19 protein-coding genes, 1 tRNA gene and 1 pseudogene are annotated in these 24816 nt (G+C 71.8%); 12 read left to right on the top strand and 9 right to left on the bottom strand.

The annotated features are described in order from the left end of the window. From DY245_RS19400 to DY245_RS19385, 4 genes are all read left to right on the top strand, one after another. Positions 1–1167, top strand: a 1167-nt coding sequence (locus DY245_RS19400; protein ID WP_244943126.1) for a 2Fe-2S iron-sulfur cluster-binding protein, incomplete at its 5' end; no start/stop codon positions are given. Further along, positions 1164–3494, top strand: a complete 2331-nt coding sequence (locus DY245_RS19395; RefSeq protein ID WP_128508508.1) for a xanthine dehydrogenase family protein molybdopterin-binding subunit — start codon at positions 1164–1166, stop codon at positions 3492–3494. The genes DY245_RS19400 and DY245_RS19395, both read left to right, overlap by 4 nt. A 565-nt stretch (positions 3495–4059) precedes the next feature. Continuing rightward, complete coding sequence (locus DY245_RS19390; protein ID WP_128508507.1) at positions 4060–6159, top strand: ATP-binding protein; 2100 nt, start codon at positions 4060–4062, stop codon at positions 6157–6159. Next, positions 6156–7685: an ABC transporter substrate-binding protein gene (locus tag DY245_RS19385; protein ID WP_128508506.1), complete on the top strand. Its 1530-nt coding sequence runs from the start codon at positions 6156–6158 to the stop codon at positions 7683–7685. The genes DY245_RS19390 and DY245_RS19385 overlap by 4 nt, the downstream gene beginning before the upstream one ends. Positions 7686–7703: 18 nt before the next feature. On the opposite strand, the gene DY245_RS19380 is transcribed toward DY245_RS19385, so the two are convergent. The 3 genes from DY245_RS19380 to DY245_RS19370 form a co-directional block, all read right to left on the bottom strand. Further along, positions 7704–8138: a hypothetical protein gene (locus tag DY245_RS19380; RefSeq protein ID WP_128508505.1), complete on the bottom strand. Its 435-nt coding sequence runs from the start codon at positions 8136–8138 to the stop codon at positions 7704–7706. 246 nt (positions 8139–8384) lie between these two features. Then, a tRNA-Cys gene (locus DY245_RS19375) sits at positions 8385–8456 on the bottom strand. A 278-nt stretch (positions 8457–8734) separates the two neighbouring features. After that, positions 8735–9598 carry an alpha/beta fold hydrolase gene (locus DY245_RS19370; protein ID WP_128508518.1) on the bottom strand — a complete coding sequence of 288 codons (864 nt, stop codon included), beginning with the start codon at positions 9596–9598 and terminating at the stop codon, positions 8735–8737. Positions 9599–9750: 152 nt separating this feature from the next. On the opposite strand from DY245_RS19370, the gene DY245_RS19365 reads away from it, so the two are divergent. The 4 genes from DY245_RS19365 (at position 9751) to DY245_RS19350 (ending at position 15224) form a co-directional block, all read left to right on the top strand. Continuing rightward, positions 9751–11358, top strand: a complete 1608-nt coding sequence (locus DY245_RS19365) for an MFS transporter (RefSeq protein WP_244943125.1) — start codon at positions 9751–9753, stop codon at positions 11356–11358. A 167-nt stretch (positions 11359–11525) separates the two neighbouring features. Next, positions 11526–13322, top strand: coding sequence for a DEAD/DEAH box helicase (locus DY245_RS19360; protein WP_128508504.1), 1797 nt, complete (start codon positions 11526–11528; stop codon positions 13320–13322). A 347-nt stretch (positions 13323–13669) separates the two neighbouring features. Beyond that, the gene (locus tag DY245_RS19355) at positions 13670–14311 is read left to right on the top strand and encodes an IclR family transcriptional regulator (RefSeq protein WP_128508503.1); all 642 of its coding nucleotides are present in this window, start codon (positions 13670–13672) and stop codon (positions 14309–14311) included. Positions 14312–14444: 133 nt separating this feature from the next. Further along, positions 14445–15224 carry a S16 family serine protease gene (locus DY245_RS19350; protein WP_128508502.1) on the top strand — a complete coding sequence of 260 codons (780 nt, stop codon included), beginning with the start codon at positions 14445–14447 and terminating at the stop codon, positions 15222–15224. A gap of 55 nt (positions 15225–15279) precedes the next feature. Here the strand turns inward: DY245_RS19350 and DY245_RS19345 are convergent, their stop codons facing one another. From DY245_RS19345 to DY245_RS19325, 5 genes are read right to left on the bottom strand one after another with little or no spacing between them, the layout of a single operon-like run. Then, positions 15280–16266 carry a glycine betaine ABC transporter substrate-binding protein gene (locus tag DY245_RS19345; protein ID WP_128508501.1) on the bottom strand — a complete coding sequence of 329 codons (987 nt, stop codon included), beginning with the start codon at positions 16264–16266 and terminating at the stop codon, positions 15280–15282. Beyond that, entirely contained in the window at positions 16263–17147 is an 885-nt protein-coding gene (locus DY245_RS19340) for an ABC transporter permease (protein WP_128508500.1), read from the bottom strand. The genes DY245_RS19345 and DY245_RS19340 overlap by 4 nt, the downstream gene beginning before the upstream one ends. Beyond that, positions 17144–18418 carry an ABC transporter ATP-binding protein gene (locus DY245_RS19335; protein ID WP_128508499.1) on the bottom strand — a complete coding sequence of 425 codons (1275 nt, stop codon included), beginning with the start codon at positions 18416–18418 and terminating at the stop codon, positions 17144–17146. Before DY245_RS19335 ends, DY245_RS19340 begins: the two co-directional genes overlap by 4 nt. Further along, positions 18411–19058, bottom strand: coding sequence for an ABC transporter permease (locus DY245_RS19330; protein ID WP_128508498.1), 648 nt, complete (start codon positions 19056–19058; stop codon positions 18411–18413). The genes DY245_RS19335 and DY245_RS19330 overlap by 8 nt, the downstream gene beginning before the upstream one ends. A 24-nt stretch (positions 19059–19082) precedes the next feature. Continuing rightward, positions 19083–19550: an Lrp/AsnC family transcriptional regulator gene (locus DY245_RS19325; RefSeq protein WP_128508497.1), complete on the bottom strand. Its 468-nt coding sequence runs from the start codon at positions 19548–19550 to the stop codon at positions 19083–19085. 129 nt (positions 19551–19679) lie between these two features. Here DY245_RS19325 and hppD point away from each other — a divergent pair, with 129 nt between their 5' ends. The 4 genes from hppD to DY245_RS19305 all read left to right on the top strand — a co-directional run bounded on the left by hppD (position 19680) and on the right by DY245_RS19305 (position 24252). Then, positions 19680–20837 (top strand): 4-hydroxyphenylpyruvate dioxygenase, encoded by a 1158-nt coding sequence (gene hppD, locus DY245_RS19320; RefSeq protein WP_181923759.1) that lies wholly within the window; start codon positions 19680–19682, stop codon positions 20835–20837. 119 nt (positions 20838–20956) lie between these two features. Then, a complete protein-coding gene (locus DY245_RS19315) occupies positions 20957–22321 on the top strand; it encodes an FAD-binding oxidoreductase (protein ID WP_128508496.1) in 1365 nt (454 codons plus the stop codon). An 81-nt stretch (positions 22322–22402) separates the two neighbouring features. Continuing rightward, a complete protein-coding gene (locus DY245_RS19310) occupies positions 22403–22693 on the top strand; it encodes a ribosomal protein L7/L12 (protein ID WP_128508495.1) in 291 nt (96 codons plus the stop codon). Between the two features lie 80 nt (positions 22694–22773). After that, the gene (locus DY245_RS19305; protein WP_128508494.1) at positions 22774–24252 is read left to right on the top strand and encodes a dihydrolipoyl dehydrogenase family protein; all 1479 of its coding nucleotides are present in this window, start codon (positions 22774–22776) and stop codon (positions 24250–24252) included. 52 nt (positions 24253–24304) lie between these two features. Here DY245_RS19305 and DY245_RS19300 read toward each other — a convergent pair. After that, positions 24305–24643, bottom strand: a pseudogene (locus tag DY245_RS19300) (tetratricopeptide repeat protein); the annotation flags it as partial. Positions 24644–24816: the final 173 nt, after the last annotated feature.

Raw genomic sequence — 24816 nt, 5'->3', positions numbered from 1 at the left:
GCGCTGGCGCAGTGGCCGCCGGCCCCGGAGGCGGCGCAGCCGCAGGACGACGCCCCGCAGCAGCAGGCAGCGGCCGGCCCCGACGGGGCGGACGCGCCGGCAGGCGCGAGCGGGTGGACGATCCCGGTGGCCGAAGGGGAACAGTCGGAGGAGTCCGGGGAGTTCGCGATCGGCGACGCGGCCGGGCCCGCCTCGCCCGTTGCGCCCCTTGAGGTCTCGTCCCATGGGCAGGGCGCCGACGGCGCCGCGGACGTCCCTGTGGACACCGCCGAACCCGGCGCGCCCGTTGAGCGTGCCGAGCCCGCAGGCGCCGTCGTGCACAGTGAGCCCGGCGCGCCCGTTGGTCCCGGCGAGCCCACGGACCTCGACGGCCCCACCGGCACCGAGGCCCCCACCGACACGGCCGACAGCGACAGCGACTCCGCCGGCGCCCCCGACGGCGGCGCGGAGACCACCGGCACCGAGGCCCCCGCCGACCTCGAACCGGCCATCGACGCGTCCGCCGCCGACCCCGGCATCGACGCCTACGACGAACACCCCGCCGCCTCCTACGTCCTGCGCGTGAACGGCATCGACCGGCCGGTCACCGACGCCTGGATCGGCGAGTCGCTGCTCTACGTGCTGCGCGAGCGCCTCGGCCTGGCCGGCGCCAAGGACGGCTGCTCGCAGGGCGAGTGCGGGGCCTGCTCCGTCCAGGTGGACGGGCGGCTGGTGGCCTCCTGCCTGGTGCCCGCGGCCACTACGGCCGGCAGTGAGGTCCGTACGGTCGAGGGGCTCGCGCAGAACGGCGTGCCTTCCGACGTGCAGCGCGCGCTCGCCGCGTCCGGAGCGGTGCAGTGCGGCTTCTGCGTCCCCGGAATGGCGATGACGGTGCACGACCTCCTGGAGGGCAACCACGCCCCCAGCGAGCTGGAGACCCGTAAGGCGCTGTGCGGCAACCTCTGCCGCTGCTCCGGCTACCGGGGCGTGCTGGACGCCGTCGACGAGGTCGTCAAGGCCCGCACGGAGGCCGCGGAGGCCGCCTACGCCCCGGCGGACTACGCGGCCGACGACCCGGAAGGGACGGCGCCGGCGGACACCGCCCGTATCCCCCACCAGGCGGGCCCTGCCGACCCCACGGGCCACGCCCCGCACGACCAGGATCCGCAAACGGGAGGCTCGGCATGACTGGCTCGTCCGATGGCGCAGGTGCCGTCACCGCGACCCCCGCGGCGGGCGTCCAGATCCCCGTCGAGCCGCCGCCGCACGGCCTGGGCGTCTCGCTGCCGCCCGCCGACGCACCGGCCAAGACCGAGGGCACCTTCCCGTACGCCGCCGACCTGTGGGCCGAGGGGCTGCTGTGGGCGGCGGTGCTGCGCTCACCGCACCCCCGCGCGCGGATCCTGTCCATCGACACCAAGCACGCGGTGGAGATGCCCGGCGTACGCGTCGTCGTCACGCACGAGGACGTCCCCGGTGACGCGGGGCACGGCCGGGGTACCGCCGACCGCCCCGTATTCGCCAAGGACGAGGTCCGCCACCACGGCGAGCCGATCGCCGCGGTGGCCGCCGACCACCCCGACACCGCACGTCTCGCCGCCGCCGCCATCGCCGTCGAGTACGAGGTCCTGGAGGCCGTCACCGACCCCCAACTCGCCTTCGAGGCGGAGCCGCTGCACCCGGACGGCAACCTCATCCGGCACATCCCGCTCCGCTTCGGCGACGCCGACGTGGTCGGTGAGGTGATGGTCGAGGGGCTCTACCGGATCGGCCGCCAGGACCCGGCCCCCATCGGGGCCGAGGCCGGGCTCGCGGTGCCGCGCCCCGATGGCGGCGTGGAGATCTACACCGCCTCCACGGACCCGCACACCGACCGCGATCTGGCCGCCGCCTCCTTCGGTCTGGACCCCGAGCAGGTCAAGGTCGTGGTGACCGGCGTCCCCGGCGCCACCGCCGACCGCGAGGACCCCGGCATCCAGCTCGCGCTCGGCCTGCTGGCGCTGCGTACGGGCTGCCCCGTCAAGCTCGCCGCCACCCGTGAGGAGTCCTTCCTCTCGCACGCCCACCGCCACCCCACGCTGCTGCGCTACCGCCACCACGCGGACGCCGACGGCAAGCTGGTCAAGGTGGAGGCGCAGATCCTGATGGACGCCGGCGCCTACGCGGACACCTCCGCCGATGCGCTGGCCGCCGCGGTCTCCTTCTCCTGCGGCCCGTACGTCGTTCCGCACGCGGTCGTCGACGGCTGGGCGGTGCGCACCAACAACCCGCCGTCCGGCCATGTCCGCGGCGAGGGCGCCATGCAGGTCTGCGCCGCCTACGAGGGCCAGATGGACAAGCTGGCCGCCCGGTTGGGCATGGAGCCCGACGAGATCCGGCTGCGCAACATCATGGCCACCGGCGATCTGCTCCCCACGGGGCAGACGGTGACCTGCCCGGCCCCGGTCGCCGAACTTCTGTGCGCCGTAAAGGAAGCACCCCTTCCCGAGCTGCCCAAGGACGCCCCCGAAGCGGAGTGGCTGCTGCCGGGCGGCCCCGAGGGCGCGGGCGAGCCGGGCGCGGTGCGCCGCGGTGTCGGTTATGCGCTGGGCATGGTGCACATGCTCGGCGCGGAGGGCACCGACGAGGTCTCCACCGCCACCGTCAAGGTCAGCGGCTCGGTCGCCACCGTCATCTGCGCCGCCGTCGAGACCGGTTCCGGGTTCTCCACCCTGGCGCGGCAGATCGTGCAGGAGACGCTCGGCGTCGAAGAGGTGCATGTCGCCGGCGTCGACACCGACCAGCCGCCGGCCGGCCCGGCCTGCCACGGTCGGCACACCTGGGTCTCCGGCGGCGCCATCGAGCGCGCCGCGAAGATGGTCCGTACGCAGCTCCTCCAGCCGCTGGCCCACAAGTTCGGTATGTCCACCGAGCTGCTGCAGATCAACGACGGCAAGATCACCTCCTACGACGGGGTGCTCAGCACCACGGTCGCCGAGGCGCTGGACGGCAAGGAGCTGTGGGCCACCGCCCAGTGCCGCCCGCATCCGACCGAGCCGCTGGACGACGGCGGCCAGGGCGATGCGTTCGTCGGCCTCGCCTTCTGCGCGATCCGCTGCGTCGCCGATGTCGACATCGAGCTGGGCACCATCCGGGTCGTGGAGATGACCGTCGCCCAGGACGTGGGCCGGGTGCTCAACCCCCGCCAGCTGCGGGCCCGTATCGAGGCCGGTGTCACCCAGGGCCTGGGTGCCGCCCTGATGGAGAACCTGCGCACCACCCGCGGCCAGGTCCGGCACCCCGACCTGACCGGCTACGCACTGCCGACCGCGCTGGACGCCCCGGACATCCGCATCGTCAAGCTCGTCGAGGAGCGCGATGTGATCGCCCCCTTCGGCGCCAAGCCCGCCAGCGCGGTCCCGGTCGTCACCTCCCCGGCCGCCGTGGCCTCCGCGGTCCGCGCCGCCACCGGCCGCCCCATCGGCCGCCTGCCCATCCGCCCGCAGGCGGCGGTGGCACAGGGGGCGCAGCAGTAGGGCGGGGTGGCGGCGGGATAGGTTTTCCGCGGGGCGTCCCCCCGTTTTTCCCGCGGGGCATTCCCCTGTTGTTTCCCCTCCGCGCCCCGGCCCTCCGCGCCCCGGCCCTCCGCGCCCCCCTGTTGTTTCCCCTCCGCCCCCCTTGTTGTTTCCCCTCCGCCCACCCCCCTTCGGGGGGTGGGCGGGTGTATGTGGCGGGTGTAGGTGCAGTCACCCGCCGTGCGCCTCATCCACCGGCGTGCGCCTCACGCACGGCCGTGCGCCTCACCCACCGCCGCGTGCCTCACCCACCGCGATGCGCCTCACCCACCGCGATGCGCCTCACCCACCGCGATGCGCCTCACCCACCGCCGCGTGCCTCATCCACCCTCCGTCACGGGAATTGTCAGTGGCGTCACTTACGGTGATTTTCAGTGCGCGAGGGGGCGCCGCGGGAGGGGAGGGAAGTGGCCTGATGGGGTCAAAGTGCTTGCGGTGGACGGGAATTGGAGGATCCTGGGGCGGCCGGAGTGAGAGCCGACCGGCCGTGGGGAGCGTGGGGAGCGCGAGGCCGAGGGGGAGCGGGATGCCGCAGGAATGGGCGGGGGAATCAGGGCGGGACCGGGCCGTGGAGCGGTACGTCCAGGAGCTGTTGGTACGCAGGCCGGGAAGCCGGCCGGAGCTGGCTGCCACGCTGCTGCTGGGGCCGCGCGGCAGCGGCAAGACGACGGTGCTGCGGCATCTGGCGGACTGGGCCCGGCGGGCGCCGGTGGCGCGCCTCGATCTGGCGGCGCTGGGGCAGGAGGGCCGTAAACCGATCGATGTGCTGGCCGCGTTGGTCTTCCAGCTCAACGAGAAGAAGAAGGACTTCGCGCGGCTGCGGTTCCCGGCCTTCGGCCTGCTGACGATCGCCGTCGCGGCCCGGATGGACGCGGCCGACCGGGACGCCGCCGTACGGCAGATGGAGGCGGCGCTGGTCGGGCCGCCCGGCAGCCGCACGGAGGTCATCAACCAGCTGGCCACCTACGCCGCGACGGTCCTGGGCGCCCCGACGGCGGTGACCGCCGCGCTGCCCCTGCTGCCGGAGTGGCAGCGCCACTGGGCGCGGCTGCGGGTGCGCTGGCGGCTGGCGCGTATCGGGCGGCGCAGCCGTGGCGGCGGTTCCGTCGACGGCTTCCTGATCGACCTGAACCAGCGCTACGGCGACCGCGAGGAGGCCGAGCGGCAGCGGGCCGAGGCGGTGCTCTTCGACGCCTTCCTGGACGACCTGCGCCGGGCCTACGGCTCCCGCGGCGGCGACAAGCGGCGTACGACGCAGTGTCTGGTGCTGCTGGACAACGTCGACAGTCCGCTGGGCAACGACTTCCTGAAAGCGCTGTTGGACGCCCGGAGGAAGGCCGGGGTGCCCGATCCGCTGCTGGTGCTGGCCACCGCCGGCAGCTATCCGGCGGCGCTGGAGGGGTTTGTTTTCGGCGGCCCGTGGCGGCACGGCGCGCTGCCCGGCCGGTGGCCGGCGGGGGAGGAGAAGTTCGTCCCGGAGCGGGTCGTCAAGGGGCTGGTGGTGGGCCGGCTGCGCGATCTGGCCCGGGACGAGGTCGAGCAGCAGGCCAAGGAGGTGCTGCGGTCCGCCGGCCGCCGGGTGCCGGTGCCGGCGGCCGACAACGGTGTGCAGTGGCTGGGCTGGGTGGTGCATGAACTCACCCGCGGGCATCCGGCGGGCACCGCACAGCTGCTGGAGGCCCTTCTGGAGTGCCCGGGCGAGACCGGTTGGGAGGCACGGCTGCGGCAGGTCCTGCAGCCCTCTTCGGACCTCGTCGAGGCCCTGCTGGAGCGGCTGTTGCCGATAGATGCGAGCGGTGAGCTGGCGCAGGCGCTGGCGCGTGCAGCGGCTGCCGTCGACCTCGCCCAGACGCAGGCCGGCCGGGCGCTGTGGGACGAGTCGAGCGCCCGCATCCAGGAGGAGTTCAACGACTTCTGCACGGACGTGCTGCGCACCATGCACCTCGACAGCGGCGACGAGGAGTCCGACGGCCGTACGGAGACGCCCCATCCGCTGCTGCGTTTCCTGTTGCTGCGGCGGCTCGCCGCGGTCCCCGAGCCTGCGCCCGACGCCGGGTCGGGAGCGGCGGGGGCGGCAAACGGCGGTGGTGAGGGGACGGCTGGGATCCGTGGGCTGAGTGCGGTGCATGCCGCTCTGCGGGACCGCGCGAGCGCAGCCGGGGACGAGAGCGCCGCGGCCTATCACGCGCTGGCCGGCGGCGATCTGGCCGCGGCGGCCGCCTATCTGGACGACGTCTTCGACCGGATCACGCCCGAGGAGTGGTGCGCCGAGCTGTGCCGGCTGCGCCGCGCCCCGCTCGCCGAGGTGGGCGGGGCCCTCGACCAGCCGCTGTGGGAGCGCTACGAACGGCTGGTGGACCACCTCAACGACGGCGCCGTGGAGCAGCGGCTGCGGACCATCACCCGGCTGCTCGCCGCGGTCTGGATCGGTCCCGAGCCGCCCGACGACCCCCGTACGGACCGGGTCGGCGATCCGTATCGCGATCCGCTCGGCGATCCCGGCGCCGAGCTGTACGGCGAGATACAGGCCCGCTTCCACACCCTCGCGGTGCACGCCGACACCGTGCCCTGGACCGCCGCGCTGCTGCGGAAGGCGAAGCAGTACGGAAAGGAGCCGTGGCTGTGAGCACGCGCATCTTCGAACCGCCCAGACCGCCGCGGCGCTGGGGCCTGTGGATCGTCTCGGCGCTGGTCGTGGTGGCGGTCCTGGTCGGCGCCGCCGTACGGATCATCGACACGGCCGGACGGTGCGGGGACGGCGTCCGCGAGGCGACCGGGGGCGAGTGTGTGGGCGTCACGGACGGTGCGTACACCTTCGAGAACATGCACGGCCTGAGCGCCAAGATCCACACCGAGAACGACAACGTCGCCAAGTCCGGTGCGCCGTCGGTCGCCATCGCCTACATCGAGGCCATGTCGGGCGGCTCCGCGGACCGCGGACCGGAGGCCACCCGGCAGGCCGTCAGCGGCGCCTACCTCGCCCAGCGCGCGCTGAACGCCGAACGCTCGACACTGCCCAAGATCCGGCTGCTGCTCGCCAACACGGGCGGCGGCGACCGCCATTGGAGCCAGGTCGTCGACCAGCTCATCGCGATGAAGGACAAGGAACACCTCGTCGCGGTGGCCGGCTTCGGGCAGAGCAACGACCGGACGATGAACGCCGTGAAGCGGCTGCGCGCCGCCGGACTGCCGATGGTCGGCGCGACCGTGGCGGCCGACGGACTGAGCTCCCCGACGGCCGGCTTCTACCGGGTCTCCTTCCCCAACCGCGACCAGACCGCGGCCGCCGCCGGCTACCTCAAGGAGCAGCAGCGGACCCACCCCGGCTACCGCGTCCAGGTCATCAGGGACGGCAACGAGAAGGACGACTACAACACCTCCCTCTACGAGGACTTCTCCGCGGCGGCGCGGCGCGCGGGCCTGGACGTCGACGACGAGGTCATACCGTTCCGCTCCGGCGAGGGTGAGGAGGCCACGGCGGGCAATGCGCTGTCCCTGGTCGCCGACAAGGTCTGCGATGACCCGAAGCCGCCCGACGCGGTGTATTTCGCCGGCCGTGGCCGGGAGCTGCGCCGGTTCATAGAAGCGGCCGGTGAGGGCGGCCGGCACTGCCGTACGACGGTGCTCTCCGGCTCCAGCGCGCTGGGCGTCTACTTCGACACCGGGGGCGACCGGCACCGCGCCGAGCTCGCCAAGCTCGCCCAGCGCTGGAAATACAGCCAACTGACCGTCTACTACACGGCCTTCACGCACCCGGAGATATCCAAGAAGGTCTACGGCAAGGGCAAGAACGGCCCGTTCGCCGACTTCGAGCGCGCCTACCGCGACGAGGTCGGCGGACCCACCACCGCCCTCGCCAGCGGCCAGGCGATGCTCGGCCATGACGCCACGTACGCCATCGGCAAGGCCGCCCGGACCGCCGTCGGCGTCTACGGCACCCGCCAGGTCACCGCCCGTATGGTCCTGGCCATGCTGGAGCAGACCAACGGCCGGTCCCGGGTCCGTGGCATCAGCGGCCATATCGCCTTCGACCCCGACACGGGTGAGCCGGTGGACCGCCCGCTGGCCCTGGTGGAGCTCCGCCACCCGACGGACACGGGCGAGGCCGGGGACATCTACCGCTTCGTGGCCCCCTTGCACACCGACCGGTGAGGGGCGGGCGCGCGAGGCTCAGCCGCTGTAGAGCAGAAAGGCGTAGAAGCAGGGGAGGGGGCAGGCCAGGGCACCGAGCACGGCGAGGCGGTGCGGGAGCGGAAGCCGGCGGAATCCGGGGACGTAGAGCAGCGACACCAGCCCGGCGATCACCAGAACGGCCCAGAAGCCGAGCTTGAGCACGTCGCGCAGCAGCTCGGTCCCGGAGTACCCGGAGGCCAGGCCCCAGACGCCCACCATGGCAAAGACGACGGCGAGCAGCGCGAGCGCAAGCCCCGTGATCGCCCACAGAAGCGCGGCGACCACGATCGCGAACGTGTGGCCCGGCTTCTTGGGCGCGACGGGAGCGACGGGCGCGAGAGGCATGCCGGGTGCGACAGGCGTGCCGGGTGCGCCGGGTGCGACGAACGGGTGGCCGGGAGTGTAGGCCGGCCCGTACTGCGGGTTGGTCATACGCCCATCATCGGCGGGGGAGCGGCGCGGCGGCTGAGTACGCGTGCTCAACCGGCGGGCGCCGGTACTCAGTGGGCGTCGCTAATCAGCAGGTCCGCGCGGACGGCGAGCGCGCCCGGAGGCGGTCCCCACGGGTGTTGGGGCCGCCTCCAGGCACATCGCGCCGTCATCGCGCGGTGATCACGCCGTCCCTCACACGGCCGTCACGCTGCCATCGGGCGCAGCGTGGGAACGTGCTGTGTATCGAGGCCGTGGCGGGAATCGAACCCACGTAACTCGCTTTGCAGGCGAGTCCCTAAACCACTCGGGCACACGGCCGGGTTGCGGTGCGTTCCCGACTCTAGGCCGTGGGGTGGGGGGCCCGGCAAGGGTGCGGGGCGGGCTGCCATGAAGCTGCAACACGAGGCAACACGAGGCAACGCGAGGTTCATGAATGTCCCCGTGGGGCTGCTGGGCCGGGGCTGCTGGTCAGGAGTCCGGTGGGGTGTCGCGTACGGCGACCAGGCCGTGGTGGCTGTGGTGGAGCGAAGGGCGGCCGGTACAGCCCGCGCGCACGGGTGGCGCCGGGACAACCCGCGCGCCACGGGCAGCCGGGCTCAGCCCGCGTGCAGGAACTCCTCCACCACCGGACCGAACAGCTCCGGTTCGTCCACCCACGGATAGTGGCCCACCGCGTGCAGCGGCCGCACCCGCGCGTCCGGGAACGACGCGGCCACCAGCTCGCCCGCCCGCATACCGCACACCGCGTCCCGGTCTCCGGTCACCACCAGCACCGGGCAGTGCACCGCACGCAGCCCGGCCAGCAGCGCCAGCCGCGTCTGCTCGTCCACGCCCTGCCAGAACCCGGCCCGCGGCACCGGCCCCAACTGCGCGCCCTCCGCGGCGGCATGGGCCCGCTGCGCCTCCTCCCACCGCCCGTAGCCGAGCGGCGCCGCGGCGAACAGCAGCTCCCGCACCTCGCTCAGATCGGACGCCTCCATCAGCTGCTGCACCGCCACCGAGGCCTCCGGCCACCACTCCTCGTGGGCCCGCGACTCGAAGATCTCCCGTGCGTCGTCCGGGAGTTCGCCCTGCAGCCGGGAGCCGGGGCAGACCAGCACCAGCCGGGTCAGCCGCTGCGGACGGCCCGCCGCGTACGCCTGCGCGACCGCGGCCCCCGCGTTGTGCGCCAGCAGAGCGAACCGCTCCAGGCCCAGATGCGCGCGGAGCGCCTCCAGATCCTCGGCGAGCTGCGGAAAGGCGTACCGGGACGGATCGTCGGCGGCGGGCGAGGCGCCGGTGCCCCGGCTGTCCGGAATGATCAGCTGCCGGTGCGCGGCCATGCCGCCGAGGTCGCCCAGATACGCGGCGTCCCGCCCGGGTCCGCCGGCCAGGCACACCAGGGGCGGCAGCGGCGAGTCGGCCGGGCCGAGCACGCGGTAGTGAAGCTCGGCGTCGTCGTACGTATGGAAGTGCGGCATACGGTTCAGCATGCCCGACGCGGACCCTCGCCCGGCATGCGGCGGAGGAGGGGGCGCGGGCCGGCGCGGGCCGACGACGTAGGACCGACGACCGACCCGATCCCCGTCTCCCGACAGGGGCGCAGCCGCCCTACGGCTCTTACGCTGGCCCGATGACCGCTGACCGCCCCCACGACACGGACACCGGCGCCGACGTCGGTTCCGGCGCTGGTGCCGATACGGACGCCGACACCACCTACGTCGCCACGGACGCCGACACCACCTACGTCGCCACGGCCACCGACACCACCTACGTCGCCACGGCCACCGACACCGCCACCGAAATCGACGCCCACGCCCACGCCGGCGCCACCACCACCGACGGCGTCCTGAGCCGGACCCACCGTGCCCTGACCCTCGGCATCATCTCGGTCGTCTCGCTCGTCGCCTTCGAGGCCAGCGCCGTGAACACCGCGATGCCGGTCGCCGCACGCGCCCTGGACGGCATCGGCAGCTACGCCTTCGCCTTCTCCGCCTTCTTCACCGCGAGCCTGTTCGCGATGGCGCTCTCGGGCGAGTGGAGCGACCGGCGTGGTCCGCTGGCCCCGCTGTTCACCGGGATCGCCGCGTTCGGGGCGGGGCTGCTGATCGCGGGCGGCGCCCGGACCATGGGGATGTTCATCGCGGGCCGCGGGGTGCAGGGCATCGGCGGCGGGCTGGTGGTGGTTTCGCTGTATGTCGTCGTCGGCCGGGCCTACCCCGAGCGGCTGCGCCCGTCGATCATGGCGTCGTTCTCGGCGGCCTGGGTGGTGCCGGTGATCGTCGGTCCGCTGGTCGCCGGAACCGTCACCGAACAGCTCGGCTGGCGCTGGGTCTTCCTCTCCATCCCCGTACTGATACTGCTGCCGCTCGCGGTGATGCTGCCGGCGCTGCGCAAGCTGCCGCGTACACAGCCGGGTGCGCGCGCCGGAGTGCGGCACGTCCTGGGCAGCCGGCGCTGTCTGCTCGCGCTGGCCGTCGCCGTGGGCGCATGTCTGGTGCAGTACGCGGGCCAGCACCCGACCTGGCTCGCGCTGCTGCCCGCGGCCGCCGGACTGGCGCTGCTGGCGCCGGGCATTGTGCGGCTGCTGCCCCGTGGCACGTTCCGGGCGGCGCGCGGCCTGCCGGCCGTCGTGCTGATGCGCGGCCTGGCCGCCGGGGCGATGGTCGCCGCCGAGAGCTTCATCCCGCTGATGCTGGTCACCCAGCGCGGACTGTCCGCGACCCTCGCCGGCCTCTCCCTGACCGGCGGCGGACTGACCTGGGCGCTCGGCTCGTACGTCCAGAGCCGGCCGCGCCTGGAGCCCTACCGGGAGCGGCTGATGGGCCTGGGCATGGTCCTGCTCGCGGCGGCCATCGTCATGGTGCCGCTGGCCCTGATCGACGGGGTACCGGCCGGGATCGTGGCGGTGGCCTGGACGGTCGGCGGCTTCGGCATGGGCCTGAACATCTCCAGCGGCGGCGTACTGCTGCTGAAGCTGTCCCGTCCTGAGGAAGCCGGCAGCAACTCCGCGTCCCTACAGATGTCGGATGCGCTAGGGAATGTCACTTTTGTCGGTATCGGCGGTGTGTTGTTCGTCGCCTTCGGCGGCGGTTCGATCGCGGCGAACGGCCCGGCGGCCACCACTGCCGCCGCCTCGGCGAGCCATCCGGCGGCCTTCGCGGCCGTGTTCGCGGCGATGGCGGTGGTCGCGGCGGTCGGCGCGGGGGTGGCGGGCCGGTTGCGGCCCAAGGGGGCGTGAGGCGGGGTGCCGTGCCTCGCGCCCGGCGGCCGAGGGCTCCGCACGACGTGATGTGATGTGACCTCAGTCCCACCCCCGGGTGACCCGGCGCTGTAACCCCGGAGCGTGAACCGGCGCACCGGTAGGCTGACGCGGTTGCCGATCGCCGAGTTCAGCCGACGGAGACCGTGACTACCACCACCAGCGCCACCAACAACCATCACCTGTCCCCGGCTTTTCCGGGGCGGGCCCCTTGGGGTACCGCGAACAAGCTGCGTGCCTGGCAGCAGGCGGCCATGGACCGCTATATCCAGACCCAGCCGAGAGACTTCCTCGCCGTCGCGACACCGGGGGCCGGCAAGACGACATTCGCGCTCACGCTCGCCTCGTGGCTGCTGCACCACCACGTCGTGCAGCAGGTGACGGTCGTCGCACCGACCGAGCATCTGAAGAAGCAGTGGGCGGAGGCCGCGGCCCGGATAGGGATCAAGCTCGACCCGGAGTACAGCGCGGGGCCACTGGGCCGCGAGTACCACGGCGTCGCGATCACCTATGCCGGTGTGGGCGTACGGCCCATGCTGCACCGCAACCGGATCGAACAGCGCAAGACACTGGTGATCCTCGACGAGATCCACCACGCCGGTGACTCGAAGTCGTGGGGCGAGGCGTGTCTGGAGGCTTTCGAGCCGGCCACCCGGCGGCTCGCGCTCACCGGTACGCCCTTCCGGTCCGACACCAACCCGATTCCGTTCGTGACGTACGAGGAGGGCAACGACGGGATCCGGCGGTCCTCGGCCGACTACACGTACGGATACGGGAACGCGCTGGGCGACGGCGTCGTGCGCCCGGTCATCTTCCTCTCCTACAGCGGCAATATGCGCTGGCGGACGAAGGCCGGCGACGAGATCGCGGCCCGGCTCGGCGAGCCGATGACCAAGGACGCGATCTCGCAGGCCTGGCGTACGGCGCTGGATCCGCGCGGCGACTGGATGCCGAATGTGCTGCGCGCCGCCGATCAGCGGCTGACCGAGGTCCGTAAGTCCATCCCGGACGCCGGGGCGCTGGTGATCGCCTCCGACCAGGAGCAGGCGCGCGCATACGCCAAGCTGATCCGGGAAATCACCGGGCAGGGCGCCACCCTCGTCCTGTCCGACGACTCCGGCGCCTCGCAGCGCATCGACGACTTCTCGGACTCACAGGACCGCTGGATGGTCGCGGTGCGGATGGTGTCCGAGGGCGTCGACGTGCCGCGGCTGGCGGTGGGGGTGTACGCCACGACGATCTCCACGCCGCTGTTCTTCGCGCAGGCCGTGGGCCGCTTCGTACGGTCCCGTAAGCGCGGCGAGACGGCCTCGGTGTTCCTGCCCACCGTCCCGATGCTGCTCGGCTTCGCCAATGAGATGGAGGTCGAGCGCGATCATGTGCTCGACAAGCCGAAGAAGGACGGGGAGGAAGACCCCTACGCCGAATCCGAGAAGGAGATGGAGGAGGCGAACAAGGAGCAGGACGAGGACACCGGGGAGCAGGAGCAGTTCTCGTTCGAGGCGCTGGAGTCGGAGGCGGTCTTCGACCGGGTGCTCTACGACGGTGCCGAGTTCGGTATGCAGGCGCACGCGGGCAGCGAGGAGGAGCAGGACTACCTCGGCATCCCCGGACTGCTGGAGCCGGACCAGGTGCAGATGCTGCTGCAGAAGCGGCAGGCCCGGCAGATCGCGCACAGCAGGAAGAAGCCGGACTCCGAGGCGGACCTGCTGGAGATGCCGGCCGAGCGGCGGCCCGTGGTCACGCACAAGGAGCTGCTGGAGCTCAGGAAGCAGCTGAACACGCTGGTGGGGGCGTATGTCCACCAGAGCGGGAAGCCGCATGGCGTGATCCACACCGAGCTGCGGCGGGTGTGCGGCGGACCGCCGAGCGCGGAGGCCACCGCCGGGCAGCTCAGCGAGCGGATCAAGAAGGTACGGGAGTGGGCCACCCGGATGCGGTGAGGTGAGCCGTCGACGCGTCAGGTGGCGCCCCGCTTTTGGCGGGGCGCCACCTGTGTCACGTTCGCCCGTTCCCGTCACGGCGGGGTCACGCCATAGCCCTCGCTGAAGCGCAAGTTGACGCCATTGAGTGGACCAATGGGGATATTCCGGGCGGGAAAGACCGGATTCTGGACGGACTCTTCCGCTGACCGGACTGGCTCGCTACTGTCCCGGTCACGCACACGCCCCGTGGCAGCGCCGCCGCGGAGCGCAGCCGGTGCCATGCGGCCGGCGGCCTCTAGCGCGCGCTGCTCCGGGACTCGCAGCGCGTTGCGTCCGAGTGCCGCCACTCACCCAGGAGGGGCGTCGTGACCGCAGAGACCTCCCAGACACTCGACCGAGGGCTGCGCGTCCTCAAACTTCTCGCCGACACCGACCACGGGCTGACCGTCACCGAGTTGTCCAACAAGCTCGGTGTCAACCGCACCGTCGTCTACCGTCTGCTGGCGACGCTGGAACAGCACGCCCTGGTGCGCCGCGACACCGGTGGCCGGGCCCGGGTCGGCCTGGGGGTGCTGCGCCTGGGCCGTCAGGTGCATCCGCTGGTCAGAGAGGCCGCACTGCCCGCGCTGCGCTCGCTCGCCGAGGACGTGGGGGCCACCGCGCATCTCACCCTCGTCGACGGCACGGAGGCACTGGCCGTCGCCGTCGTGGAGCCGACCTGGACCGACTACCACGTGGCTTACCGGGCCGGTTTCCGTCATCCGCTGGACCGCGGGGCCGCCGGACGGGCGATCCTCAAGGCCCGGCAGGGCCGCACCCAGGACGCCGGACTCGCCCTGACGCACGGGGAGTTGGAGGCCGGCGCGAGCGGGGCCGCGGCACCGCTGCTCGGGGTGAGCGGCATCGAGGGCAGCGTGGGCGTGGTGATGCTCGCGGACACCGTCTCGGAGCGGATCGGGCCGCGGGTGGTCGACGCGGCCCGGGAGGTGTCCGAGGCGCTGCGGTGAGGCTTGGGGCCGATGGCGCCGATGGGGCCGTCGCCGTGCGGTGAGGCCCCGGGGTGTGAAGGGGCCGTGGCCGTGTGGTGAGGTCGCAGCGCCGTAAGGCCCTGGTGAGGCGGGGGTCAATTAGGGTGGCGGGGTGTCCTCACGCGCTCGCGCCCTGGCGGTCTGCACCGCCCTCGTCCTCGCCCTCCTCGTCACCGTGGCCCTCGCCCCGCTGCCGTATTCGGTGGCATACCCGGGCATGACGGCGAACGTCCTCGGCGAGGACAAGGGCAAGCCGGTGATCACCATCACCGGCGCCGAGACCCGCAGGACGAGCGGCGAGCTGCGGATGACCTCGATCGTCGCCACCGGCCCGGACGCCTCCGTCCGTCTGCCGGACATCGTCCGGGGCTGGTTCCACACCGATGAGGCCGTGATGCCGCGGGAGGCGGTCTACCCGGTGGGCAACAACACCGAGGAGATCGCCGAGCACAACGCGAAGCAGATGAAGGAGTCCCAGGACACCGCCACCTCGGCCGCGCTCGGGCAGCTCAACAAGTCCGAGAAGGACATCAAGGTCAAGCTGAGCCTCGCGGACGTCGGCGGGCCGAGCGCCGGGCTGATGTTCGCCCTGGGCATCGTCGACAAGCTGGACGGTGACGGCGCGGGCCACGACCTGACCGGCGGCCGGACCATCGCCGGCACCGGCACCATCAGCGCCGGCGGCAAGGTCGGCGCGGTCGGCGGTGTCCCGCTCAAGACGCAGGCCGCGCGCCGCGACGGCGCCTCGGTCTTCCTCGTGCCCCGTAAGGAGTGCGCGGATGCCCGGGCGGAGCTGCCGAACGGGATGCGGCTGGTCCCCGTCTCGACGCTCGACGGCGCGGTGGACGCCCTGAAGGCGCTGCGCACCGGGGGCAAGGTCCCCAGCTGCTGAGAGCCGGCCGCCGAACCGGCGCCGGGCACCCGCCCGCCGGGTCCGGCCGGCCCCCTCACCCCTCCTTGATGAAGCCCTCCTTCAGCAGCCAGTTCTTGGCGACGTCGTGCGGGTCCTGGCCCTCCACGTCGACCTTGCGGTTCAGCTCCTGGGCGACGGTGTTGTTGAGGGCCTTGGTGACCGGGGCCAGGACCTCGGCGATGGCCGGGTACTTCTTCAGGGCCTTGGCGTTGATCTCCGGGGCCACGTTGTAGTTGGGGAAGAAGTGCTTGTCGTCGGCCAGGACGTGCAGATTCATCGCCTTGATCCGGCCGTCCGTGGTGAAGACCTCGCCCAGCGCACAGGTGCCGTTCTCCGTCTCGGTGTAGACGACGCCGCCGGTCATCTTGCGGACATTGGAGGACGGCACCTGCATGCCGTAGGCCCGCGCCATGCCCGGCAGACCGTCGTTGCGGGTGGCGAACTCGTTCTCCACGCACATCGTCACGGCGCCGGGGTTCTTCTTCGACAGCGCCGCGACGTCCGAGAGATTGCGTACGCCCAGCCGCTTCTGGTTGGCGGTGTTCAGCGCCAGCGCGTAGGTGTTGTTCAGCGTCGACGCCGGCAGCCAGACGATGCCGTTCTTCCGGTCCTCGTCCCGGACCACCTTCCACTGCTCCTGCGGGTCCACGACCGGTTTGGTGTGGCCGAGGTAGGTGATCCAGCCGGTGCCGGTGTACTCGTACGCGGCGTCCGCCGTGCCGGACTTGACGGCTTCCCGCGCGCCGATCGACCCCTGGATGCTGGTCTTGTCGATGACCTTGGCGCCGGCCGCCTCGAAGACGATGCCCATGATCTGGCCGAGGACGATCTGCTCGGTGAACTCCTTCGAGGTCACGGTCAGCTGCGCCCCGGTGAGCGGACGGTCGGGGTAGCCGGCCGCCGGTCCGGGCTTCACGTTGTCGGTCATCGCGCTGCCGCTGACCAGGCCGCATCCGCCGGGCGCGACGGTGGCCAGCAGCGCGGCGGCGAGCAGGGCGGCCGGCCGCCGAAGCGGCCTCATGCGGCCACCTCCAGGCCGCGCGGCCGCAGCAGCAGTTCGGCGAGCGAGGCCAGCCATTCGACCAGCAGGGCGAGCGTCACGGTCAGCACGGAACCGAGGATCAGTACGGGCATCCGCTGGGTGACGATGCCCGCGGAGATCAGATCGCCGAGGCCGCCGCCCCCGCCGAAGGTGGCCAGCGTCGCGGTGCCGACGTTCAGCACCAGCGCGGTGCGCACACCGGCCAGGATCAGCGGTACGGCCAGCGGGAGCTCGACCTTGGTCAGCACGCCGGTGGGGGACATCCCGATACCGCGGGCCGCCTCGGTGAGCGTCGGGTCGATGCCGCGCAGCCCGGCGATGGTGTTGGCGAGGACCGGCAGCACGGCGTAGATGACCATGCCGACGATCGCCGAGCGGGCGCCGATGCCCAGCCAGATCACCAGCAGGACCAGCAGACCCAGGGCCGGTACGGCCTGGCCGAGGTTGGCGATGGCCATCGCGAGCGGAGTGGCCCGGCGCAGCTTGGACCGGGTCAGCGCGATGCCCAGCGGGATCGCGATGATCAGTACGAAGACGGTGGAGATCGCGGTGAGCGCGATGTGCTGGCGCAGCGCCAGCCACACCTTGCCGTTGTCCACCGCCTGATGGGCGATCGAGTCCAGGCGCGCCCCGCGGAACCACAGCCAGGTGGCCAGCAGCGCGGCGAGCAGAAAGGCCGGCATGAAGGTCCACTTCTGCCAGCTGATCCGGCGCTCGCCGGGGGCGGCGGACGGGGTGGGCGCCTCACCGGACGCCAGCTCCCGCTGCTCCATCTCGACGGTGTCGCGGAAGGCCAGCGCTTCGTGGTCGCCCGGCGGGCGCTCGCGCCGCGGCCCGCCGCTCCCGTCGCGGGGGCTCATGCCGTGACCCCTCGGCCGCCTTCGGCGCCGCCCGTGCCGTGCAGGCCCTCCTGTTCCAGCTGCATCTGGCGGGCGCGCTGCTCCTGGAGCTCGTGCTGATGCTCGGCGGCCTCCAGGCGGTCCGCCTCCAGGAGTTCATGGACGTTGTTCATCAGCGTCTCCATGTCGACCACACCGATGTACTCGCCGCGCCGCCCGGTGACCGCGACCCGGCCGGCGTTGTCGGTGAGCACCGCCTCCAGCGCGTCGCGCAGCGTGGCGTCCCGGGTGACCGTGTCGGCGACCAGGGTGCCGGCCCGTGCCAGCGAGCCCTTGGCGAGGGACAGATCGCCGCGGCGCAGCCATTTGTACGGCCGGCGGTTGCGGTCCAGCAGCAGCAGTTCGTTGTGGGAGCTGGAGCGCAGCCGGTCGAAGATGGACTGCAACGGGTCGTCGACCCCGGCGGTGGGGAAGTCGACGACGCCGACGTCCCGTACGCGGGTGAGGTTCAGCCGCTTCAACGCCGCTCCGGCGCCCACGAAGCCGGAGACGAAGTCGTCCGCGGGGTTGGTGAGGATGGCTTCGGGGGTGTCGAACTGGGCGATGTGCGAGCGCTCGCGGAGCACCGCGATCCGGTCGCCGATCTTGATGGCTTCGTCGAAGTCATGGGTGACGAAGCAGATGGTCTTGTGCAGCTCGTGCTGGAGCCGGATCAGTTCGTCCTGGAGGTGGTCGCGGGTGATCGGGTCGACGGCGCCGAACGGCTCGTCCATCAGCAGGACGGGCGGGTCGGCGGCGAGCGCGCGGGCCACGCCGACCCGCTGCTGCTGGCCGCCGGAGAGCTGGCGCGGATAGCGGCCGTGGAACTCGGCCGGGTCCAGGCCGACCAGGTCGAGCATCTCCTCGACCCGGTTCTTGATCTTCGTCCTGGACCAGCCGATCATCTTGGGCACCAGCGCGATGTTCTGGGCGACCGTCATGTGCGGGAAGAGGCCGGAGGCCTGGATGGCGTAGCCGATCTTGCGGCGCAGCTTGACCGGGTCCATGTCGGTGACGTCCTCGTCGCCGATCCGGATCCGCCCGGACGTCGGCTCGATCAGCCGGTTGATCATCTTCAGGGTGGTGGACTTTCCGCAGCCCGAGGGCCCCACGAAGATCACGATCTCGCCGGCCTTGACCTCCAGATTGACGTTCTCCACCGCGGGGTTGGGGCTGCCCGCGTAGACCTTCGTCAGGTTCTCCAGATGGATGCGCGCGCCGGTGGTGGCGCGGGTCTCGGGCGTCTCAGGCACGGATCCCCCTGGAGATGGTCAGGCGTCCGATCAGGACGTACACGGCGTCGAACAGGAGGGCGAGGATGGCGATTCCGAGGGTGCCCGCGAGCACCTGATTGAGCGCGTTGGCGCTGCCCAGCGAGGCGATACCGCGGAAGATCTCATTGCCCAGGCCGGGGCCGGAGGCGAACGCGGCGATGGCGGCGATGCCCATCAGCATCTGGGTGGCGACCCGGATGCCGGTGAGGATCGGCGGCCAGGCGAGCGGAAGTTCGACGCGGAAGAGCCGGGCCAGGCGCGACATCCCGATGCCCTTGGCCGCGTCGACCAGCGCCGGATCCACCCCGCGCAGCCCGACGATGGCGTTACGGACGACCGGCAGCAGCCCGTACAGGGTCAGCGCGATGACCGTCGGGGCGACGCCGAGGCCGACGATCGGGATCAGCAGACCGATCAGGGCCAGCGAGGGGATGGTCAGGACGGTGGCGGTCGTGGTGGTGGCGAGATTGCCCGCCCATTCGCTGCGGTAGGTGACGACGCCGAGGAAGACCCCCAGCAGGGTGGCGATCACCATGCACTGGAAGACCGCGCTGGCGTGCTGATACGTATCCGTCAGCAGCTGCGCGTGCCGACTGCCGACGTACTCCCAGAAGCTCACCCGTCGCTCTCCTCGGTTGGCCGGTCAGTCTCCCGATGCCTGCTTCACCAGCGGGATGATCCGCAACGGAACCGGATTTTCCATGACGATCGCCGTTGATGCCCGCACAATCCCATCAAAGCCCACAACCCGGTCGATCACCCGCTGTAGATCGGCGTTGGATCTGGCGACGAGCCTGCAGAGCATGTCCCCATGTCCCGTCGTTGTATGCAGCTCCAGCACCTCGGGAACGGTCGTCAAGTGCGCCCGTACGTCATTTCCTTGACCCTGTTTGATCTCCAGGGTTGCGAAAGCGGTCACGGGATAGCCGATCGCCGCCGGGTCCACATCCGGCCCGAAGCCCCGGATCACTCCATTCGACTGAAGCCGGTCGAGCCTGGCCTGGACCGTTCCGCGCGCCACCCCCAGCCGCCGGGACGCTTCCAGAACGCCGATCCGCGGCTCCTGGGCGAGCAGCTCCAGCAGCGCCCCGTCCAAATGATCGATCGTCATCGTCCGCTCCTTCGATTTCGATGGTCATCATGTACAGATAGCCCGGCGATGCCGTCCTCTCGCTATGCATAATGCCCAGGAGATTCGCGAACTATTGCGCACCTTGTGGATCGGAGGGACTCTGCGACCATGGCAGACACCACGATGCACACCCAGCCCACCACCCCCAGCTCGGCCCGGCAGGCGGACCCCTTCCCGGTCAAGGGGATGGACGCGGTCGTCTTCGCCGTCGGGAACGCCAAGCAGGCCGCGCACTACTACTCGACCGCCTTCGGCATGCGGCGCGTCGCCTACTCCGGGCCGGAGAGCGGCAGCCGCGAGACCGCGAGTTATGTGCTCGAATCCGGCGGCGCCCGGTTCGTGTTCACCTCCGTCATCAAGCCCACCACCGCCTGGGGCCACTTCCTCGCCGAGCATGTCGCCGCCCACGGCGACGGCGTCGTCGACCTCGCCATCGAGGTCCCCGACGCCCGCGCCGCCTACGAGTACGCCGTCGCCCACGGCGCCACCGGCCTGGAGGAGCCCTACGACCTCAAGGACGAGCACGGCACCGTCGTCCTGGCGGCCATCGCCACCTACGGACAGACCCGGCACACCCTCGTCGAGCGCACCGGCTACGACGGCCCCTACCTGCCCGGCTTCGTCCCCGCGACGCCTGTCGTCGAGCCGCCGAAGAAGAGGTTCTTCCAGGCCATCGACCACTGCGTCGGCAACGTCGAACTCGGCAGGATGAACGAGTGGGTGGCCTTCTACAACAAGGTCATGGGCTTCACCAACATGAAGGAGTTCGTCGGCGACGACATCGCCACCGAATACTCCGCCCTGATGTCGAAGGTCGTCGCCGACGGCACCAAGAAGGTCAAATTCCCGATCAATGAGCCGGCGATCGCCAAGAAGAAGTCGCAGATCGACGAGTACCTGGAGTTCTACGGCGGCCCGGGCGTACAGCACATCGCCCTCGCCACCAACGACATCGTCGCAACGGTGCGGCAGATGCGCGCCGCGGGCGTCGACTTCCTCGATGTGCCCGATTCGTACTACGACACCCTCGGCGAGTGGGTGGGCGACACCCGCGTACCCCTCGACGAGCTGCGTGAGCTGAAGATCCTCGCCGACCGGGACGAGGACGGCTACCTCCTGCAGATCTTCACCAAGCCGGTCCAGGACCGCCCGACCGTCTTCTTCGAGATGATCGAGCGGCACGGCTCCCTGGGCTTCGGCAAGGGCAACTTCAAGGCCCTCTTCGAAGCCATCGAGCGCGAGCAGGAGCGCCGCGGCAACCTCTGAAGGCCGCCCGCCCGCCCGTCACCCGACCTCCACCCCCAGAAGACAGCGCTACGCGCAGACTGGACCCGTGGGCCGTACACGATCTTCCGTGTGCGGCCCACGGATGCGAGGCTGGAGGCATGGACCTCATCGCACGTCTGCGCGCCGGACTCCCGGGCGAAGCGATCCTCACCGACCCCGACGTCACCGGCTCCTACGCCAATGACATGGCGAGCTTCTGCGAGGCCGGCACGCCCGCCGTGGTCGTCCTGCCGCGCACCGTCGAACAGGTCCAGCACATCATGCGGACCGCCACCGAACTCCGCGTGCCGGTCGTCCCCCAGGGCGCGCGCACCGGCCTGTCCGGGGCCGCCAACGCCTCCGACGGCTGCATCGTGCTCTCGCTCGTCAAGATGGACCGGATCATCGAGATCAACCCCGTCGACCGGATCGCGGTCGTCGAACCGGGCGTGATCAACGCCGTCCTCTCCCGCGCCGTCAACGCACACGGCCTCTACTACCCGCCCGACCCCTCCAGTTGGGAACAGTGCTCCATCGGCGGCAACATCGGCACCGCCTCCGGCGGCCTGTGCTGCGTCAAATACGGCGTCACCGCCGAGTACGTCCTCGGCCTGGACATCGTCCTCGCCGACGGACGGCTGCTGACGACCGGCCGGCGCACCGCCAAGGGCGTTGCCGGCTACGACCTCACCCGGCTGTTCGTCGGCTCCGAGGGGAGCCTGGGCATCGTCGTACGCGCCGTCCTCGCCCTCAAGCCGGAGCCGCCCGAGCAGCTCGCGCTGGCCGCCGAGTTCCCCTCCACCGCGGCCGCCTGCGAGGCCGTCTGCGAGATCATGGCCCGCGGCCACGCCCCCTCACTGCTGGAACTGATGGACCGTACGAGCGTCCGCGCCGTCAACGACATGGCGCAGATGGGACTCCCGGACACCACGGAGGCGCTGCTGCTGGCCGCCTTCGACACCCCCGAGCCGGCCGCCGACCTCGCCGCCGTCGGCGAGCTGTGCACCGCCGCCGGCGCCACCCAGGTCGTGCCCGCCGAGACCGCCGCCGAGTCCGACCTGCTGTTGCAGGCCCGCCGGTTGACCCTGACCGCACTGGAACGGGTCAAATCCGCCACCATGATCGACGACGTCTGTGTACCGCGCTCCCGGCTCGCCGAGATGCTCGACGGCACCGCCGCCATCGCCGAGAAGTACGGCCTGACCATCGGCGTCTGCGCACACGCCGGCGACGGCAACACCCACCCCACGGTCTGCTTCGACGCCGCCGACCCCGACGAGTCCCGCCGGGCCCGCGAATCCTTCGACGACATCATGGCGCTCGGCCTCCACCTGGGCGGCACGATCACCGGCGAACACGGCGTCGGCGTACTGAAAAAGGAGTGGCTGGCGCGCGAACTGGGCCCGGTGGGCCTGGAGTTGCAGCGCGGCATCAAGCAAGTCTTCGACCCCCTGGGCATTCTCAACCCCGGAAAGTTGTTCTGAGGACCACAGGGGGCGCACCTCCCTGTCGTGTCCATGGCCCCAGCCCCACGAGCCGCACCCACCGCCTCGTAAGGTTTCCGCATGGACTCCTTGCTCCCCGGAATAGCCCTGCTCGTGATCGCCCTCGCCATGGTGGCCTCGTCCACCGACCGCCGCTCCAAGACCCTGGACCGCCGGCTGCAGCGGCTGGAGCGGAAGGTGGACCTGCTGCTGGCGCACGCCGGCATCGAGGAGCCGCAGGACGCCAGGATGGCCGAGATCGACGAGCTGCTGGCGCAGGGCAAGAAGATCCAGGCGATCAAGGTGCACCGCGAGCTGACCGGCTCCGGCCTCGCCGAGGCCAAGGAAGCGGTCGAACGCCGGATGCGCTGACGCCGCAGTGGGCAGAGGATGGCCAGAAGGACCACCGGGGCCCACCGGGCCACTCCTGACCGCGCAGGGAGCGAGAGCCGATGGCAGCGACCGAAGCGACCAAAGCCGCCGATGATGCCTATGACGTCATCGTGCTGGGGGCGGGTCCGACCGGTGAGAACCTCGCCGACCGGGCGCATGCCGCCGGGCTGAGCGCGGTGATCGTGGAGAGCGAGCTGGTCGGCGGCGAATGCTCCTACTGGGCGTGCATCCCCAGCAAGGCCCTGCTACGCCCGGTCACCGCCCGCTCCGAGGCGCGCCGGGTGCCCGGTCTCAGTGACGCGGCGGACGTCGCGCTGGACTCCTCCGCCGTGCTCGCCCACCGTGACGCGTTCGCGGCCTACTGGAAGGACGACGGGCAGGTCCGCTGGCTGGACTCGGTCGGCATCGACCTGGTGCGCGGGCAGGCCCGGCTGGCCGGGCCCCGGCGGGTGGTCGTCGACGGCGGCCGGGTGCTCAGCGCGCGGCACGCGGTCGCGGTGTGCACCGGCAGCCGCGCCGTACTTCCCAACATCCCGGGACTTGCCCAGGCCAGGCCCTGGACCAGCCGCGATGCGACCAGCGCGAAGAAGGTGCCGGGCCGCCTCGTGGTGGTCGGCGGCGGCGTGGTCGGCGTCGAGATGGCCACCGCCTGGCGGGCGCTGGGCGCCTCCGTGACACTGCTGGTACGCGGCGACGGACTGCTGCCCCGGATGGAGCCGTTCGCCGGCCACCTCGTCGCCGAATCGCTCGCCGAGGCGGGCGTCTTCCTGCGCACCGGCGTCGAGGTGCGCGAGGTACGCCGGGAGGCCCCGGGCGGCCCGGTGACCGTCGTCCTGGACTCTCCCCCTGGGCCTGGCGGCCCGGGAGGTACCCCCAGCGACGAGATCATCGCCGATGAACTCCTGATCGCCACCGGCCGGGCCCCGCGTACCGAGGACCTCGGCCTGGAGACGGTCGGCCTTACGCCCGGCTCCTGGCTGGACGTCGACGACAGCTGCCGGGTGAAGGGGGTGACCGGCGGCTGGCTCTACGGCGTCGGCGACGTCAACCACCGCGCGCTCCTGACCCACCAGGGCAAATACCAGGCCAGGATCGCCGGCGCCGCGATCGCCGCGCGCGCCCGGGGCGTCCCGATCCTGGAGTCCGACCGCTGGGGCGCACACACCGCCACCGCGGACACCCTCGCCGTCCCGCAGGTCGTCTTCAGCGACCCCGAAGCCGCCTCGGTGGGCCTGACCGCCGCCGCGGCCGAGCGGACCGGGCACCGGATCCGGGTGGTCGACCAGGACCTGGCGGCGGTGGCCGGGGCGTCCTTGTACGCGGACGGCTACCGCGGCCGCGCCCGGATGGTCGTCGATCTGGACCGTGAGGTGCTGCTCGGCGCGACCTTCGTCGGCCCCGGAGTCGGCGAACTGCTGCACTCCGCGACGGTCGCGGTGGCCGGCGAGGTCCCCATCGAGCGGCTGTGGCACGCGGTGCCCGCCTTTCCGACGATCAGCGAGGTCTGGCTGCGGCTGCTGGAGGCCTACCGCGGCTGACCGCCCGGCATTCGGACCGGTCGTCAGGTCCGTGCGCCAAGGCCGCTCGCGCTCAGACGCCGTCCGCACCCAGCGCCGCGGCGATCCGCAGCTGCCCGGCGGCCTCGGCGGCGCGGCCCTGGCGCTCCAGGGTGCGGCCGAGCATCAGATGGGCGTACGACTCCACCGGGTCGCGGTCCAGTACGGCCCGCAACTCGGCCTCCGCGCGCCGCAGTTGGGCGGAGTGGTAGTAGGCGCGGGCGAGCAGCAGCCGCGGCGCGACCGGCTGCGGGTCGTCGTCGACCAGGCCGCGCAGGATCCGTGCCGCGGCGTTGAAGTCCTTCGCCTCGAAGAAGAGCTGGGCCCGCGCCCAGCGGTCGGCGGCGGCGCCGTGCTCGTAGTAGCCGGCGTCATACGCCGCGGAGCCGGAGTCGTACGTCGTGACAGCGGTGTCGTACTCCGGAAGCTCGGTCTCGTGCCCCGTACGTGTGCGGCGGTTCTCGGTCATGCCGGCTCCAACACCACGGCTTGGTTGAACATTCCACAAGTCTGGCCGGCGCGGCACATGGCTGCGCCGGCCTCCCC

Source organism: Streptomyces inhibens, from assembly GCF_003389455.1.
In the GTDB taxonomy this organism is placed as follows: domain Bacteria; phylum Actinomycetota; class Actinomycetes; order Streptomycetales; family Streptomycetaceae; genus Streptomyces; species Streptomyces inhibens.
Note: the sequence above shows the minus strand (reverse complement) of the source record. Positions and strands in the feature narration are given on the sequence as shown.